Here is a 15,732-nt window from a genome sequence, read left to right as displayed (position 1 = left end):
GGTGGCCGTGCCGCGGACGCGAATGGGCCGCAACCCTTCGCCGATCGCGCGGCGCAGGCGTCATGCAGGGAGGGGAAGCGGGTGCTGCCGGGGCTGGCCCGGCCGGTCGGTCAGGCCTAGTTGGCTTCGCGATGCTTGGCGGCGGCCACGTTTCCGCGACACAGCCCGGCCAGCAAATCGGGACGGCGGATTCGTACGGCCTTCCGGTTCACTTCGAGCACGCCCATCTCCTCCATGCGCGAGAACAGGCGGCTGACCGTCTCGACCACCAGGCCGAGGTAGTTGGCGATGTCGTAGCGCGACATCGACAGGGTCAGCATGCTGCCGTCACGCTGCAGGCGCTGGTAGCGATCGGACAGGCTCTTCAGGAAGATCGCCAGCTGCTCCTGTGCCTGCTGCCGTCCCATCACCACCGTATGCCGGTGTTCCTCGACCACCTCGCGGCTGACCACGCGCATCAGCTGTCGATGCAGCGCCGGCACCTCGCTGGTGACCTGTTGCAGGCGCTCATACGGCAGCTCGCAGATGCTGCTGCGCTCCAGCGCCTCGGCCTGGCTGACGTGCCGATCGGTCGCCAGCGCATCGAAACCGACGATGTCGCCGGGCAGGTGGAAGCCCAGGATCTGCACAGCGCCGGTGTCGTCCTGCACGAAGGTCTTCAACGAACCCGAACGCACCACGTAGAGCGCCTGGAAGGGATCGCCATCGCGATACAACGCGCCGCCCCGATCGAGCATGCGCTTGTCGCGGATCGTCATGTCGAGCTTTTCGAGGTCGTCGCCGCCAATCCCGGCGGGCAGGCACAGTTCACTCAAGGCACAGGACGAACAACTGCGGCGCAGCTGGTTCAGGTCGAGCACGGCGGCGGCTGTTTCCATCAACTTCTCGGGCGATACCGGGAGCGGCCCGGGCGAGCGCGCCGGTGGTGGCGGACGCCTTGAACGATAGCATGGCAGCCTGGTTTCTCGCCGTGCAGGACCGGCTGGACAAGGTGTCCGAAGCCGGGGCGGTGTCAGTTCCGCCAGCCAGTTGCCCAGTCAGCGGCAGACCAGCACCGGTACGTCGCCGTTGAGAATCACCTTGTGCGTCTCGCTGCCCAGCAACAAGCGATCGAAGCCGCGCCAGCCGTGCGAGGCCATCACGATCAGGTCGCACTGCTGCTTGCGCGCGGCGCCGACGATGGCCGCGTAGGGCCGTGCGTCGGTCTCGTGGCTGCCCTCGCAGGGAACTCCGGCGGCCTGTGCGCGCCGACTCACGTCGGCCAGGTACTTCTCGGCGTTGGCGATGGCCTCGCTGGTATAGGTCGGCTCGTTGGCCTGGATGATTTCCGCGAAGTAGATGGAGGCGGGGAACGGTGCGATCACGTGGAAGGCGTACACGCTGGCGCCCAGCCGGGCGGCCAGCTCGATGCCGGTATCGACGGCGCGCAGGGACAGTTCGGAACCGTCGACAGGCAGCAGGATGCGCTTGAACATGGCGAACTTCTCATGGGTTGTGGAAGGTCAGCGGCAGGTGTGGCCGCCATCGATGCCCCGCCGCTGCCGGCCACGAACTTCGATTCGTCGGACGCCAGGCAGATCACGTGCCACGCGGTCTCCTCGGGGATCGGAAGACAGCATGTGCGCATCCGCTGAATGGGGTATTGACCGGGATCAAGTGGGCGCCGAGTGCGCCCAGGGTCAGTTCAGATGGGCGCAGGTGGCGATCTGCGCTGCACTGGCCGGTGCGCCGCGAACCCGGCCGGCGTTGGAAACCACGACGGTGAGTGCGTCGCTGGCGTGCGCCGGCTGGCAGAACAGCAGGGTGATATTGCTGCCACCGGCGGTGCCGTCCGGGTGGAAGCGGACGACGTGCCTGCCATTGCTGCTCTGGATCAGCAGCTTCCCGCGATGGCCGCTGCCGACGCGCAGGGGATGCCCGTCCGGCTGGTCGTCGCCATTGCTGTCGTGCCCGACCAGCCAGCCCTCGTCCCAGCGGGTTTCACCGCTGCAGTTGCCGCCATCCCGGGTAGGGCAGAACAGCGAACGCCTGCCGCTCATCACGGCTGTCTGACGCGTGTGCTGCAGGGCGCTGATGAAATCCATCTGGGCAACCCGCAGTTCGTTGCGGCCGACCATGCGATGCAGGGACGGTGTGGCCACGCTGGCCAGGATGCCGATGATGGCGAGCACCATGATCTGCTCGATCAGGGTAAAGCCGGTTTGCCCGTGCCATGGCCTGCGGTTCCCGGGTATCGTCACGGCGTCGCCTCCTGCGTGGACCGGACATCCATGCTATGGCGCGGGTGTTTCCTCTCCAGTGGCCGCGCAGCCTTCCGTTCGTCGGCTTCTGGTGACACTTCCTGTCAGCAGGCCCGATTTAGAATGTCGCACCGCGCCCACATCTGTAGCCGATGACTGATCGCTTCCAACTTGTTGCTCCCTATCAGCCCGCCGGCGACCAGCCGCAGGCCATCACGCGTCTGGCCGAGGGTTTCGAGGCCGGCCTGGCCGCGCAGACCCTGCTCGGCGTGACCGGTTCGGGCAAGACCTACACCATCGCCAACGTGATCGAACGCGTGCAGCGGCCGACCATCGTGATGGCGCCGAACAAGACGCTGGCGGCGCAGCTGTACGGCGAGTTCAGGGAATTCTTTCCGCACAACGCGGTGGAATACTTCGTCAGCTATTACGACTACTACCAGCCGGAAGCCTACGTGGTGGCGTCGGACACCTTCATCGAGAAGGATGCCTCGATCAACGAGCACATCGAGCAGATGCGGCTGTCGGCGACCAAGGCGCTGCTGTCGCGGCGCGATTCGATCATCGTGGCCACGGTGTCGGCGATCTACGGCCTGGGCAATCCGGAGGACTACCTCAGCCTGCGCCTGATCCTGGCCACCGGCGAGCGCATCGACCAGCGCAAGCTGATCCACCAGCTGACCGAGCTGCAGTACACCCGCAACGAGACGGAATTGCGCCGCGGCACCTATCGCGTGCGCGGCGAGATCATCGACGTGTTCCCGGCCGAATCGGAAACCGAGGCGCTGCGCATCGAGCTGTTTGACGGCGAAGTGGAGAAGATGGCGCTGTTCGACCCGCTCACCGGAGAAACCATCCGCAAGGTGCAGCGCTACACCGTCTACCCCCGCACGCACTACGCCAGCACCCGCGAGAGCGTGCTGAACGCGATCGAGACGATCAAGGTCGAGCTGAAGGAACGGCTGGAATATCTGTACAGGGAAAACAAGCTGGTCGAGGCGCAGCGGCTGGAGCAGCGCACCCGCTTCGACCTGGAGATGATGGCCGAGGTCGGTTACTGCCAGGGCATCGAGAACTACTCGCGCCACCTGACCAGGCGCGCGCCGGGGGAACCGCCACCTACGCTGTTCGACTACCTGCCGGCCGACGGCCTGCTGGTGGTCGACGAGTCCCACGTTACCGTGCCGCAGCTGGGCGCGATGTACAAGGGCGACCGCTCGCGCAAGGAAACCCTGGTCGAGTTCGGTTTCCGGCTGCCCTCAGCGATGGACAACCGGCCGCTGCGCTTCGAGGAATGGGAGGAGCGCGTGCCGCGGGCGATCTACGTCTCCGCCACGCCGCGCGACTACGAACTGCAGAAGTCCGGCGACGCGGTGACCGAGCTGGTGGTGCGTCCCACCGGCCTGGTCGATCCGGAAGTGGAGGTGCGCCCGGTGCGCACCCAGGTCGACGACCTGCTCAGCGAGGCGCACAAGCGCATCGCGATGGGCGACCGCGTGCTGGTCACCACGCTGACCAAGCGCATGGCCGAGAACCTCACCGAATACCTGTCCGAACACGACGTGAAGGTGCGCTACCTGCACTCGGACATCGAGACGGTCGAGCGCAGCGAAATCATCCGCGATTTGCGCCTGGGCGAGTTCGACGTGCTGGTCGGCATCAACCTGCTGCGCGAAGGCCTGGACATGCCCGAGGTGTCGCTGGTGGCGGTGCTCGACGCGGACAAGGAGGGCTTCCTGCGTTCCACCGGCTCGCTGATCCAGACCATCGGCCGCGCCGCGCGCAACGTGCGCGGCAAGGCGATCCTGTATGCCGACAACGTCACCCGCTCGATGCAGGCCGCGATGGACGAAACCGCCCGCCGTCGCGAAAAGCAGCTGGCTTACAACGAAGCGCACGGTATAACGCCAAAGACCGTGTTGCGCCGCATCGCCGACATCATGGAAGGGGCGCGCAGCGATGCTGGCAACCGCCGTGGCGGCAAGTCATCGTCCCGCAGTCAGGCCGCCGTGGCCGAGCAGGCTGCCGATTATGCAGGCATGAGTTCGCAGCAGGCTTCGGCACTGCTGAAAAAGCTGGAGACGCAGATGTACAAACACGCGCAGAACCTGGAATTCGAGGATGCCGCCCGTCTGCGCGACCAGATCCATCAATTGCGCGAGCAATCGCTGCGTTGAGCCCGGGAAACCCGTTGCCGACGGGATATTGTCGATCGCCTTCGGCTCCCGTATACTGCGCGGCTCGCGTGGCAGGTCAGGCGCGATACGGGCGGTTAGCTCAGCGGTAGAGCACTACCTTGACATGGTAGGGGTCACAAGTTCGATCCTTGTACCGCCCACCAATTGAAATCCAGAAGCGGCGCGATCCCCAGGGTTCGCGCCGCTTCTGTTTTCGGTCATCGGAATCGGCATCCTGACGTTCCCGGCATGGCAGGCGGGCGCATCCCGATGTCGAACTGGACTCCGTTTAGCGGATGCATCGATTTTCCTGCAATGGGAGATTCAGTGAATCGGCTTGCCAGCGGCGCTGCCGTTTTCGGCCGGGCTGGCCGGCTCCTTTCCCGTGTGCATGATCACCAGGACGGGGCAAAAACCTACAGAAACTCGCGTCCCGCGATGCTTCTCAATCACATGATGCAGCAGCAATTGTCGTGTCGCGGCTGTCATCGGGCGCCGGCTGGTTGTTAGTTTGTTGTCATTACCGTCGACAGCTTCAAATTCAGCTTGCAGACAGGCGATTGCAGATGTACGTTATCGGGCGAACCAAGTTGGTTCAGGATTGAAGCGAAGCGCAGAAACCTGCCGTTTCGCAGATATCAGATTCAGGGGCCTCCGGGTATCACGGACTGTGCTGGCAAGTGCAGCATTTCGGTGACGATGGTTGATACGGGGGTTGCAAGACACTTCATTGCTGCAATTCGGCAGCTGGTGCGTTCGTCCGGATGAGACGGGCTTGGCCATGAGGTGGAAAGATCAGGGCGAGGCAAGCAAGGAGCCTCGTCGAGCCTGTCCGACGCATGGAATGAAGGGGGTGGACGATCACGCTTGCGAACCATCTGGTGGTATCGGGTCTGATCCGGAGACTGTGCCGGGATCCCCGCCGCGTGCCCATGGGCGCCGGAACCTGCAGTTCGCAGTATTTCGAAATTGCGCAATTCCAATTGATGCAACGTCCGGCTGATTGAACGGGTCCGGCTGTGCAGCGCATGTGCGCTTGCAGCTTTCGGGATGTCGGGCAGCAGCAATGAAGGGCATCAATGCAAATCCCGGCAGTTCTCCATCGCGGTCATTTCGCGCTGCGGGAACGTCGGCTCACCGATGTAGGTTTTTTTTCGGCACGCGCACACAGGTACCGCACCGAATTGATCGTTCCGTTCGAACTGCAAGAGCATTTACCGGGAGACAAGGCATGGCCAAGCAAAGCAGTCAGAAGTTCATCGCGCGCAACCGTGCGCCGCGCGTGCAGATCGAATACGACGTCGAGGTCTACGGCGCGCAGAAGAAGGTCCAGGTTCCGTTCGTGATGGGCGTGATGTCGGATCTCTCCGGTGCGAACGCTGGCGAGCTGCCCTCGATCGAGGACCGCAAGGCGCTGGAGATCGATGTCGACAACTTCGACAACCGGTTGCAGTCGATGAAGCCCAGGGTGACGTTTGCCGTTCCCAACACCCTGACCGGCGAAGGCAATCTCGCGGTCGACATCACATTCGAGAGCATGGATGACTTTTCGCCGGCGGCGGTGGCCCGCAAGGTGGGCGCCGTGGCCAAGTTGCTTGAGGCGCGTACCCAGCTTGCCAACCTCGACACCTACATGGACGGCAAGGCCGGCGCAGAGAACCTGATCGCCCAGGCATTGAAGGACCCGGCGCTGCTGCAGTCGCTGGCTTCAGCGCCGAAGCCGTCCGACGACAACAACAAAGACGGGGAGTAAGCACGCATGGCAACCGAGAAACTAGCCGAACAGGGTGGCGCCACAGAAACTCTGGACGCCGGCGATTTTGCTGCGCTGCTTAACAAGGAATTCAAGCCCAAGAGCGACCGCGCCAAGGAAGAAGTGGAATCGGCCGTCCGTACCCTGGCAGAACAGGTGCTGAGCCGTTCCGACATCGTCTCGGACGACGTTGCGCAGACCATCAACGCCTACATCGCCGAGATCGATCGCAAGCTCAGCGAGCAGATCAACCTGATCATGCACCACGCCGATTTCCAGAAGCTGGAGAGCGCGTGGCGCGGCCTGCATCACCTGGTCAACAACACCGAAACGGATCAGCAGTTGAAGATCCGCGTGTTGAACATCTCCAAGAAGGACCTGGCCAAGACCCTGAAGCGCTACAAGGGCACGGCTTGGGACCAGAGCCCGATCTTCAAGAAGATGTACGAGGAAGAATACGGCCAGCTCGGTGGTGAACCCTACGGCTGCCTGGTGGGTGACTACTATTTCGACCACAGCCCGCCCGACGTCGAGCTGCTGAGCGGTATCGCGCAGGTCGCGGCGGCGGCGCACGCGCCGTTCATTTCCGCGGCGGCATCCACGCTGATGGGGATGGACAGCTGGAACGAACTGGCCAATCCGCGTGATCTGGCCAAGGTGTTTTCCACGCCGGACTACGCCGCGTGGCGTTCGCTGCGCGAGTCGGACGACGCCAAGTACATCGGTCTGACCATGCCGCGCACGCTCGCGCGCCTCCCGTATGGCTCCAAGACCGACCCGGTCGAGGAGTTCAATTTCGAAGAGGACACCAGTGGCGCCGACTCTTCCAAGTACACCTGGCAGAACGCGGCTTACTCGATGGCGGTGAACATCAACCGTTCGTTCAAGGAATATGGCTGGTGCTCGCGCATCCGCGGCATCGAGTCCGGTGGTGCGGTGGAAGGCCTGCCGGCGCACACGTTCCCCACCGACGACGGCGGCGTGGACATGAAGTGCCCGACCGAAATCGCCATCACCGACCGCCGTTCGGCCGAACTGGACAAGATGGGCATGATGCCGCTGGTCCACAGGAAGAACTCGGACATGGCGGCGTTCATCAGCGCGCAGTCGCTGGCCAAGCCGGACGAGTACGACGATCCGGACGCGACCGCGAACGCGGCCCTCGGCGCACGTCTGCCGTACATGTTCGCCTGCTGCCGCTTCGCGCATTACCTGAAGTGCATCGTCCGGGACAAGATCGGTTCGTTCAAGGATCGTGATGCGATGGAGCGGTGGCTGGGGTCCTGGATCGGCCAGTACGTCGACGGTGACCCGGCCAACTCCAGCGAGGAAACCAAGGCGCGCAAGCCCCTGTCCGCGGCGGAAGTCATCGTGGAAGAAGTGGAGGGCGCACCGGGTTTCTACACTTCGAAGTTCTTCCTCAAGCCGCATTACCAGCTGGAAGGTTTGACGGTGTCCTTGCGGCTGGTTTCCCGCCTGCCGTCTGCGGCAAAGAGCTGACGCTCCTGCCAGATGTTCGTTTCATGGCTTCATGGCGCAAGTGGTTGCACGCAACATCGCCGGATCGTTGGTGAAGAGTAGAAGGCCAATCCGGTTCAATTGACCAAAACTGACAAGGAGAATTCTCATGGCATTAGACATGCATCTGGAGTTGAAGGGCGGTTCGGTCACCTTTACCGGTGAGTCGAAGCACAAGAAGCACGCTGGCAAGATTCAGCTCCTGGCCTGGTCGTGGGGCATGTCGCAGAGTGGCTCGTTCGGCCATGGCAGCGGCGGCGGCGCCGGCAAGGCCAACGTCCAGGACATCAGCATCACGAAGTATGTGGACAAGAGCTCGACGCAGTTCATGAAGGCCCTGACCACCGGCGCCCATTCCGATTCGGCCATCCTTTATGTGTCCAAGGCCGGCGGCACGCAGGATGACTACCTGAAAGTCACGCTCACCAGCGTGATGGTCACCAGCTACAGCACCGGTGGCTCGGGTGGTGAGGACATGCTGACCGAGAACATCTCGCTGGCGTTTGCCAAGTTCGAAGTCGCCTATTCCACCCAGGACGACAAGGGCAAGGTCAGCGAAGCCGGCACGGTCGCGTACAGCGTCGAAGAAGTCGCTTAAATCACGCGATGCTCCCCGGCTTGCAACACAGCCGGGGTTGAACCCCGGAGCTTCCGCTCTGATCGTCCGCTCGGTGCACGCGCAGGTCTGGTCCAGAACCAGGCCGTGCGTGGTCTTGCGGATCTCGTGCGCGAGTGGCTCCGGGGCCAAGCATGGACAACGGGCCTGTCTGTGGACATGTCCACAGATACGCTTCCGAGAATGACATGACGCCCGAGAGCAAGCTCAAAGATGGTCGGCCTGACGAGGCACTGCAATTGCTCACTGCAGAAGTACGCAACAACCCGGCAGACGCCAAGCGCCGGGTTTTTTTATTCCAGTTGCTGGCCCTGCTCGGACAATGGGAGCGGGCACAGAACCAGTTGAACGTCTGCGGCGAGCTTGATCCGCTCAACGCCATGATGGTGGGCGCGTATTCCGAAGCATTGCGCGGCGAGCTCGTGCGCGCCGAGGTCTTTGCCGGCAAGCGCATGCCGGTGATCATCGGAGAACCGGAACAATGGCTGGCGCTGCTGCTCCAGGCACTCAAGTTGGACGCCGAAGGACAGCATGAGCAGGCCGCCGCCCTGCGTGAACAGGCTTTCGAGCAGGCGCCGGCAGTAGCCGGAAATATCGACGGAAATGCGTTCGAGTGGATCGCCGACGCGGACCCGCGCATCGGCCCCTGTCTGGAGATCATCGTCAACGGTGGTTACTCCTGGGTGCCGTTCTCGCGCCTGAGCGAGCTGAAGTTCGAGGCACCAAGCGATTTGCGCGACAAGATCTGGGTGCCGACCCAGGTCACCTGGAGCAATGGCGGGAAAGCGATCGGTTTCATTCCGGGGCGTTATGCAGGCAGCGAGCTCACTGGGGATCATGACCTCGTGCTCGGCCGCCGTACCGACTGGACCGAGCAAGGTGAAGGACTGCATGTGGGCCTGGGCCAGCGCATGCTGGCCACCGATGCGGCAGAGTATTCGCTCTTCGACGCGCGATTGATCGCGTTCGACGCCGCCTGAGCCGGGATGCATCGCCATGGCTGAATTGACCACCCAGGAACGACTTCAGCCATCGCTGCTCGATCGCCTTACCGACGACGAACCGGGCAAGCTCGAAGAGAGCCGCGAGAAGCGGGTCATTTCGGCCACGCGGCTGCGTGACTGTGTCACGCGGGACATGTCGTGGCTGCTGAACTGCGTGAGCATGGATGCCGACAACGACCTGTCCGAATATCCCGAGGTGGCGCGCTCGGTACTCAATTTCGGCATCCCGGACCTGACCGGCATGGCCTTGTCCGGAATCAATCCGGATGTGCTGCAGCGCCAGGTCAGGGATGCGATTCTCGCCTTTGAGCCCCGGCTCACGGCCAACACGCTTCGGGTCACGGCCACGGCCATGTCCAAGCGCATGGATCGACAGGCACTGGTCTTCAATATCGACTCGGAAATGTGGGCGCAGCCGATCCCGCTGAATCTCTACCTGAAGACCGAAGTCGATCTGGAAACAGGCAACTTCAAGGTATCGGAAGGCTTCGGCTGATTGACCATGGACCCACGACTGCTGCGGTACTACAACCGGGAACTGCAACACGTCCGCGAGATGGGCGGCGAGTTTGCGCGCGAATACCCGAAGATCGCCGGGCGTCTTGGCCTGGAAGGCTTCGAGTGCGCCGACCCTTATGTCGAGCGTCTGCTCGAGGGTTTCGCCTTCCTCGCCGCGCGCGTGCAGCTCAAGCTGGACGCGCAATACCCGGTGTTCACCCAGCACCTGCTGGAAATGATCTACCCGCATTACCTGGCGCCCGTGCCGTCCATGGCCGTGGTCCAGATGCAACCGGATCTGAAAGAGAGCGGCCTGCTCGCCGGTCATACGGTGGCCCGGCACACGGCGCTTCGCAGTCTTGCCGGCAAGGATGACCGCACGACGTGCGAGTATCGCACTGCGCACGACGTCACCCTGTGGCCGCTGGAACTGATCGAAGCGAAGTATTTCGAGACACCTGCGGCCATCGCCGCGGCGGGGGTGGCCTTGCCCGCAGGCAAGACGGTGCGTGCCGGCCTTCGGCTCAAGCTTCGCGTCACGGCGGGCGCCCAGGCCAACATGCTGGCACTGGACAAGTTGCCGGTCTTCATCGCCGGCGCGGACGAATTGCCCAAGCGTCTTTACGAACAGCTGCTGGGCAATGCGGTCTGTTACATGGTGCGGGCCATGGGGGCCAGCGGCGAGATCAGCCAGACACATGACGCCAGCGCCATTCACCGGCGTGGTTTCGACGATGACGAGGCGCTCATTCCGTACAGTGGCCGGTCCTTCAGCGGCTACCGGCTGTTGCAGGAATACTTTGCCTGTCCCGAGCGCTTCCTGTTCGCCGAATTCACCGGGCTGAAGTCGTTGCTGAGTCGCTCCAGGGGCAACGAGTTCGAGATCGTCGTGCTGTTCGATCGCAGCGTGGCCAGCCTGCACAACGCGATCGACCTCAACAACTTTCGTCTGTTCTGCACGCCCGCCATCAACCTGTTTCCCCGCCGGGCCGATCGCATCCATCTGCAGCAGGGCAAGGCCGAGTACCACATCCTGGCTGATCGCACGCGGCCGATGGATTTCGAGATCCACAGCATCGGCAACGTCGAGGGTTTCGGTGACCGACAGGAACCGGAGCAGCGGTTCCTGCCCTTCTATGGTTGCGACGAACGCACCTGGCACAGCCAACATTCGGCCTACTACACGATACGCCGCGAGCCGCGGCTGGTGTCCTCGCGACAGAAGCGGCAGGGTGCGCGTTCCAGCTACATCGGCAACGAGATGTTCATCGCGCTGGTTGACTCCAGCGAGGCGCCGTACTCGACCGAGCTGCGCCAGATCGGCATGCAGCTGATGTGCACCAACCGCGACCTGCCGCTGCAGATGCCGGTGGGCAAGTCCAAGACCGACTTCACCCTGGAGACCGGTGCGCCTGTCGAATCCATCCGTTGTGTTGCCGGTCCCACCAAGCCACGTGCGCCGGTGGCCACGGGCGAGACAGCGTGGCGGCTGCTCAGCCATCTGCAACTGAATTACGTATCGCTGTTGGAGAACAACGCCGGCGAAGGCGCCTCGGCCTTGCGCGAGATGCTGACGCTCTATTGCGACGAGTTCGACTCCAGTGCGCTGCGGCAGGTTGAGGGCGTGAAGGCGGTGAGCTCGCAGCCCATCGTGCGGCGTATTCCGGTGCAGGGACCGATCACTTTCGGTCGTGGCCTGGAAATCACGCTTACCTGTGACGATGGTGCCTTCGAAGGCACCGGCGCTTTCCTTCTTGGCGCGGTGATGCAGCAGTTCTTTGCGCGCTACGTGTCCATCAATTCCTTCACTGAAACAGTCCTGCGTACTTTGGAACGCAATGAGGTCGCTCGATGGCCGGCTCGGCTCGGAACACGGCAGACGTTGTAGCGCTGGAGAATGCGCTGCGCGATCGTCCGGAGGACTTCGAGTTTTTCGAAGCGATCCGGCGGCTTGAGTGTGCCCATCCCGAGCGGCCCAGGCTGGGGCATTCGGCCAAGGCCGCAGAGGATTTCGTGCGCCTGTGCCAGACGCCGTCGCTGGCGTTCGCACCCAGGACGGTCGATCGCTACCAGCCGGGCGGTGGTGGCCGACCGGCGCGCATGCATGGCCTCTTCTTCGGCCTGTTCGGCCCGAATGCACCGTTGCCGCTGCATCTCACCGAATATGCCATGGACCGCGAGCTGAACTCGCGGGATCGCACATTCTCCGCCTTCGCGGACATCTTCCATCACCGGATGATGAGCCTGTTCTACCGCACCTGGGCCGACTCGCAGCCCACCGTGCATCTGGATCGGCCGGATGAAGACCGGTTCCGCCTGTACATGGGCGCCCTGGTCGGCCTGGCCACGCCCAATCTCGAGGGGCGCGATGCGCTGCCGGACCAGTTCAAGCGCTTCTTCGCCGGGCGGTTACTGCAGCAGGCACGCAATGCCGAAGGGCTGAAAGGCCTGCTCGAACGCTTCTTCCGCATCCCGGTGGGGATTGTCGAGTTTGTCGCCGAGTGGATGCGTCTGCCCCCGGAGTCCCACCTGCGCCTTGGTGCCTCGGGCGAGGTGGCGGCGCTGGGACTGACCACGGTCACCGGCCAGTACGTATGGGGCAGTCAGCAGCGATTCCGCCTGCGGTTGGGGCCGCTGAGCCGGGCCGAGTTCAACAATTTCCTGCCGGGGGGCGAGGCGCTGAAGCAGCTCGTGGCCGCGGTGAAGACCTATGTCGGCGAAGAAAAGGCCTGGGACGTGCAGCTGGTCCTGAAAAGGGACGAGGTGCCCGCAACCCGGTTGGGACAGGGTGGCCGCATGGGGCTGACGACGTGGATGGGGCAGGTGCACCGGGACGATGACGCCGACCAGGTTGTCCTGAAGCCGGTGGGCTGACCAGGCAGGGCGAAGACAGTTCATTACACGATCGCGCCGCCCGAACGGCGCGGGCAGATACCAGTTCGACATCGCAAGAAGTCCGCTGAACGACAACTACTGCAAAGGAACGATGATCATGGCCGAAATCAGTCGCGGCGCCCTGTTCGGAAAGCTCAACAAGCTTGCTTTTCGCGGCATCGAAAGCGCTACCGTGTTCTGCAAACTGCGCGGCAATCCCTACGTGGAACTGGTGCACTGGATTCACCAGATCCTGCAACTGCAGGATTCGGACCTGCATCGCATCGTCAAGCAGTTCAACCTCAACCCGTCGAACCTGGCGCGTGACATCACCGATGCGCTGGATCGACTGCCGCGTGGTTCGTCGTCCATCTCTGACCTGTCGAGCAACGTCGAGGAAGCAGTCGAGCGCGCCTGGGTATTCGCCACCCTGATGTTCGGCGAAGCCCAGGTACGCACCGGCTACCTGATCGTCGGCTGCATGCGCACGCGCAACCTGCGCAATGCCCTGGTGAACATCTCGGCCGAATTCGACAAGATCAAGCCCGAGGCCCTGGTCGAGAAATTCGCCGAGGTGGTCGGCGGTTCACCCGAAGACGGCTTGAGCGCCAACGACGGTTTCAAGATGGGCGGGGGCTCGGCGCCGGGCGAAGCCAGCGGTGCGATGTCGCCGGCGCAGATGGGCAAACAGGAAGCGCTGGCGCAGTTCACCATCGACCTCACCGCACAGGCGCGCGACGGCAAGATGGACCCGATCGTCGGTCGCGACGACGAGATCCGCCAGCTGGTCGACATCCTGATGCGCCGCCGGCAGAACAACCCGATGCTGGTCGGCGAGGCCGGCGTGGGCAAGACCGCGGTGATCGAAGGCTTCGCCATGCGCATCGCCATCGGCGACGTGCCGCCGCCGCTGAAGGACGTGCAACTGCGCGTGCTTGACGTGGGCCTGCTGCAGGCCGGCGCCAGCATGAAGGGCGAGTTCGAGAACCGCCTGAAGCAGGTGATCGAGGAGGTGCAATCCTCGACCAGGCCGATCATCCTGTTCATCGACGAGGCGCACACCCTGGTCGGCGCCGGCGGCGCGGCCGGTACTGGTGATGCGGCGAACCTGCTCAAGCCCGCGCTGGCACGCGGCAACCTGCGCACGATCGGCGCCACCACCTGGGCCGAGTACAAGAAGCACATCGAGAAGGATCCGGCGCTGACCCGTCGCTTCCAGACCGTGCAGATCGACGAACCCAGCGAAGAAAAGGCGATCCTGATGATGCGCGGCGTCGCCAGCGTGATGGAGAAGCACCACAAGGTGCAGATCCTCGACGAGGCGCTGGAAGCCGCGGTGAAACTGTCACACCGCTACATACCCGCGCGCCAATTGCCGGACAAGTCGGTCAGCCTGCTCGACACTGCGTGCGCCCGTGTGGCGATCAGCCAGCATGCGGTGCCGGCCGAGGTGGACGACACCCGCAAGCGCATCCAGGCGCTGGAAACCGAGCTGGGCATCATCGCCCGCGAGAAGAACGTCGGCGTGAACGTGACCGCCCGCGAGGAAAGCGCCAACGAAAAGCTGGCGACACAGAAGGCGCGGCTGGAAACGCTGGAGGCGAACTGGGTCAAGGAGAAGGATCTGGTCGACAGGATCCTCGACATCCGTTCGAAGTTGCGTGGTTCTTCCGCGCCGGTCGAAGGCACCGGCAGCGCGCTGGAAGAGTCGGCCAACCAGGTTGCTGACGCCAAGGAAGCGCCCGCTGGCGAAGCGGCCCTTGCCGGTGACGATCGCGCGACCGCGCTGAAGGAACTGCAGGACTTGCAGGTCCAACTGGCCGAACTGCAGGGCGAACATCCGCTGATCCTGGCCTCGGTCGATCAGCAGGCTGTGGGTTCGGTGGTGTCGGACTGGACCGGCATCCCGGTCGGTCGCATGGTCAAGAGCGAACTCGAGACCGTGATGAACCTGGCCAGCCTGATGGGTGCCCGCGTGATCGGCCAGGATCACGCGATGGAGATGATCGCCAAGCGCATCCAGACCTCGCGTGCCGGCCTGGTCGATCCGAACAAGCCGATCGGCGTGTTCATGCTGGCCGGCACCTCCGGCGTCGGCAAGACCGAGACCGCGCTCGCCCTGGCCGAGGCACTGTACGGCGGCGAGCAGAACATCATCACCATCAACATGAGCGAATTCCAGGAAGCGCACACCGTCTCGACCCTCAAGGGCGCGCCCCCCGGCTATGTCGGCTACGGCGAAGGCGGCGTGCTTACCGAGGCGGTGCGGCGCAAGCCGTATTCGGTGGTGCTGCTGGACGAAGTCGAGAAGGCCCACCCCGACGTCCACGAGATCTTCTTCCAGGTCTTCGACAAGGGCGTGATGGAAGACGGTGAAGGCCGCTCGATCGACTTCAAGAACACCCTGATCCTGCTCACCACCAATGCCGGCACCGAGATGATCGCCGGCCTGTGCAAGGACCCGGAACTGATGCCTGATCACGAGGGCATGGCCAAGGCGTTGCGCGAGCCGCTCCTGAAGATCTTCCCGCCCGCACTGTTGGGCCGTCTGGTGACGATTCCGTACTACCCGCTCAGTCCCGAGATGCTGGGCAAGATCGTCAAGCTGCAGATCAACCGCATCAAGAAGCGCGTCGAGGCCCGCTACAAGATCCCGTTCGAATACAGCGAAGACGTGGTGAAGCTGGTGGTCGAACGCTGCACCGAGACCGAATCGGGCGGGCGCATGATCGACGCCATCCTGACCAACTCGATGCTGCCAGACATCTCGCGCGCGTTCCTCACCAGGATGATTGCCGGGGAGGACGTGGCGAAGGTGCAGGTGGGGGTGACGGACGGAGAGTTTTCGTACGCTTTCGGGTGACCGTCGGGCAAACGGCAGGTGATTGCCTTCCTGAAAGGACAAAGCGCGAAATCGCTGCAAGTCGACCGGACGTCTTCGCAGCGCGCGCTCCCCTTCACATCAGGGCAGTTGCGTGAGCCCGGAAACTCGGAGGATGACCGTCACCGCGCCCGGCTTGATCTGGCGCGGGCTTGCTGCGGACCTCAGGCG

Annotated in this window: 12 protein-coding genes and 1 tRNA gene; 10 read left to right on the top strand and 3 right to left on the bottom strand. The window is 63.5% G+C overall.

The features are described 5' to 3' along the window. Positions 1–116: 116 nt before the first annotated feature. From AC3A56_RS16270 to AC3A56_RS16260, 3 genes are all read right to left on the bottom strand, one after another. Positions 117–878, bottom strand: a complete 762-nt coding sequence (locus tag AC3A56_RS16270; RefSeq protein WP_487771039.1) for a cyclic nucleotide-binding domain-containing protein — start codon at positions 876–878, stop codon at positions 117–119. 159 nt (positions 879–1,037) lie between these two features. After that, positions 1,038–1,475, bottom strand: a complete 438-nt coding sequence (locus AC3A56_RS16265; protein ID WP_487771038.1) for a universal stress protein — start codon at positions 1,473–1,475, stop codon at positions 1,038–1,040. Positions 1,476–1,679: 204 nt separating this feature from the next. Further along, the gene (locus AC3A56_RS16260) at positions 1,680–2,240 is read right to left on the bottom strand and encodes a GspH/FimT family pseudopilin (RefSeq protein WP_082542832.1); all 561 of its coding nucleotides are present in this window, start codon (positions 2,238–2,240) and stop codon (positions 1,680–1,682) included. Positions 2,241–2,392: 152 nt separating this feature from the next. Between AC3A56_RS16260 and uvrB the strand changes: the two genes are divergently transcribed. From uvrB to tssH, 10 genes are all read left to right on the top strand, one after another. Further along, positions 2,393–4,417, top strand: a complete 2,025-nt coding sequence (gene uvrB / locus AC3A56_RS16255; RefSeq protein ID WP_487771037.1) for an excinuclease ABC subunit UvrB — start codon at positions 2,393–2,395, stop codon at positions 4,415–4,417. A gap of 89 nt (positions 4,418–4,506) precedes the next feature. Further along, positions 4,507–4,581: transfer RNA gene (locus AC3A56_RS16250), tRNA-Val, on the top strand. A 1,067-nt stretch (positions 4,582–5,648) separates the two neighbouring features. Further along, entirely contained in the window at positions 5,649–6,170 is a 522-nt protein-coding gene (gene tssB, locus AC3A56_RS16245) for a type VI secretion system contractile sheath small subunit (RefSeq protein ID WP_007807831.1), read from the top strand. 6 nt (positions 6,171–6,176) lie between these two features. After that, on the top strand, positions 6,177–7,670 hold the full coding sequence (gene tssC / locus AC3A56_RS16240) for a type VI secretion system contractile sheath large subunit (RefSeq protein WP_007807833.1): 1,494 nt from the start codon (positions 6,177–6,179) through the stop codon (positions 7,668–7,670). Positions 7,671–7,797: 127 nt separating this feature from the next. Continuing rightward, positions 7,798–8,286, top strand: coding sequence for an Hcp family type VI secretion system effector (locus tag AC3A56_RS16235; protein WP_040673222.1), 489 nt, complete (start codon positions 7,798–7,800; stop codon positions 8,284–8,286). Between the two features lie 206 nt (positions 8,287–8,492). Further along, positions 8,493–9,284 (top strand): type VI secretion system accessory protein TagJ, encoded by a 792-nt coding sequence (locus AC3A56_RS16230; protein ID WP_056717150.1) that lies wholly within the window; start codon positions 8,493–8,495, stop codon positions 9,282–9,284. Between the two features lie 16 nt (positions 9,285–9,300). Then, the gene (tssE, locus tag AC3A56_RS16225) at positions 9,301–9,804 is read left to right on the top strand and encodes a type VI secretion system baseplate subunit TssE (RefSeq protein WP_056717151.1); all 504 of its coding nucleotides are present in this window, start codon (positions 9,301–9,303) and stop codon (positions 9,802–9,804) included. 6 nt (positions 9,805–9,810) lie between these two features. Continuing rightward, on the top strand, positions 9,811–11,694 hold the full coding sequence (gene tssF / locus AC3A56_RS16220) for a type VI secretion system baseplate subunit TssF (protein ID WP_056717171.1): 1,884 nt from the start codon (positions 9,811–9,813) through the stop codon (positions 11,692–11,694). Next, positions 11,658–12,680 carry a type VI secretion system baseplate subunit TssG gene (tssG, locus tag AC3A56_RS16215; RefSeq protein WP_204109221.1) on the top strand — a complete coding sequence of 341 codons (1,023 nt, stop codon included), beginning with the start codon at positions 11,658–11,660 and terminating at the stop codon, positions 12,678–12,680. The genes tssF and tssG overlap by 37 nt, the downstream gene beginning before the upstream one ends. A gap of 118 nt (positions 12,681–12,798) precedes the next feature. Further along, the gene (gene tssH / locus AC3A56_RS16210; protein WP_487771036.1) at positions 12,799–15,543 is read left to right on the top strand and encodes a type VI secretion system ATPase TssH; all 2,745 of its coding nucleotides are present in this window, start codon (positions 12,799–12,801) and stop codon (positions 15,541–15,543) included. The last annotated feature ends 189 nt before the right edge of the window (positions 15,544–15,732 follow it).

The organism is Rhodanobacter sp. Soil_C_14, from assembly GCF_057657335.1.
The sequence above is the reverse complement of the archived record's forward strand: the minus strand, read 5'-3'. Positions and strand labels throughout refer to the sequence as shown.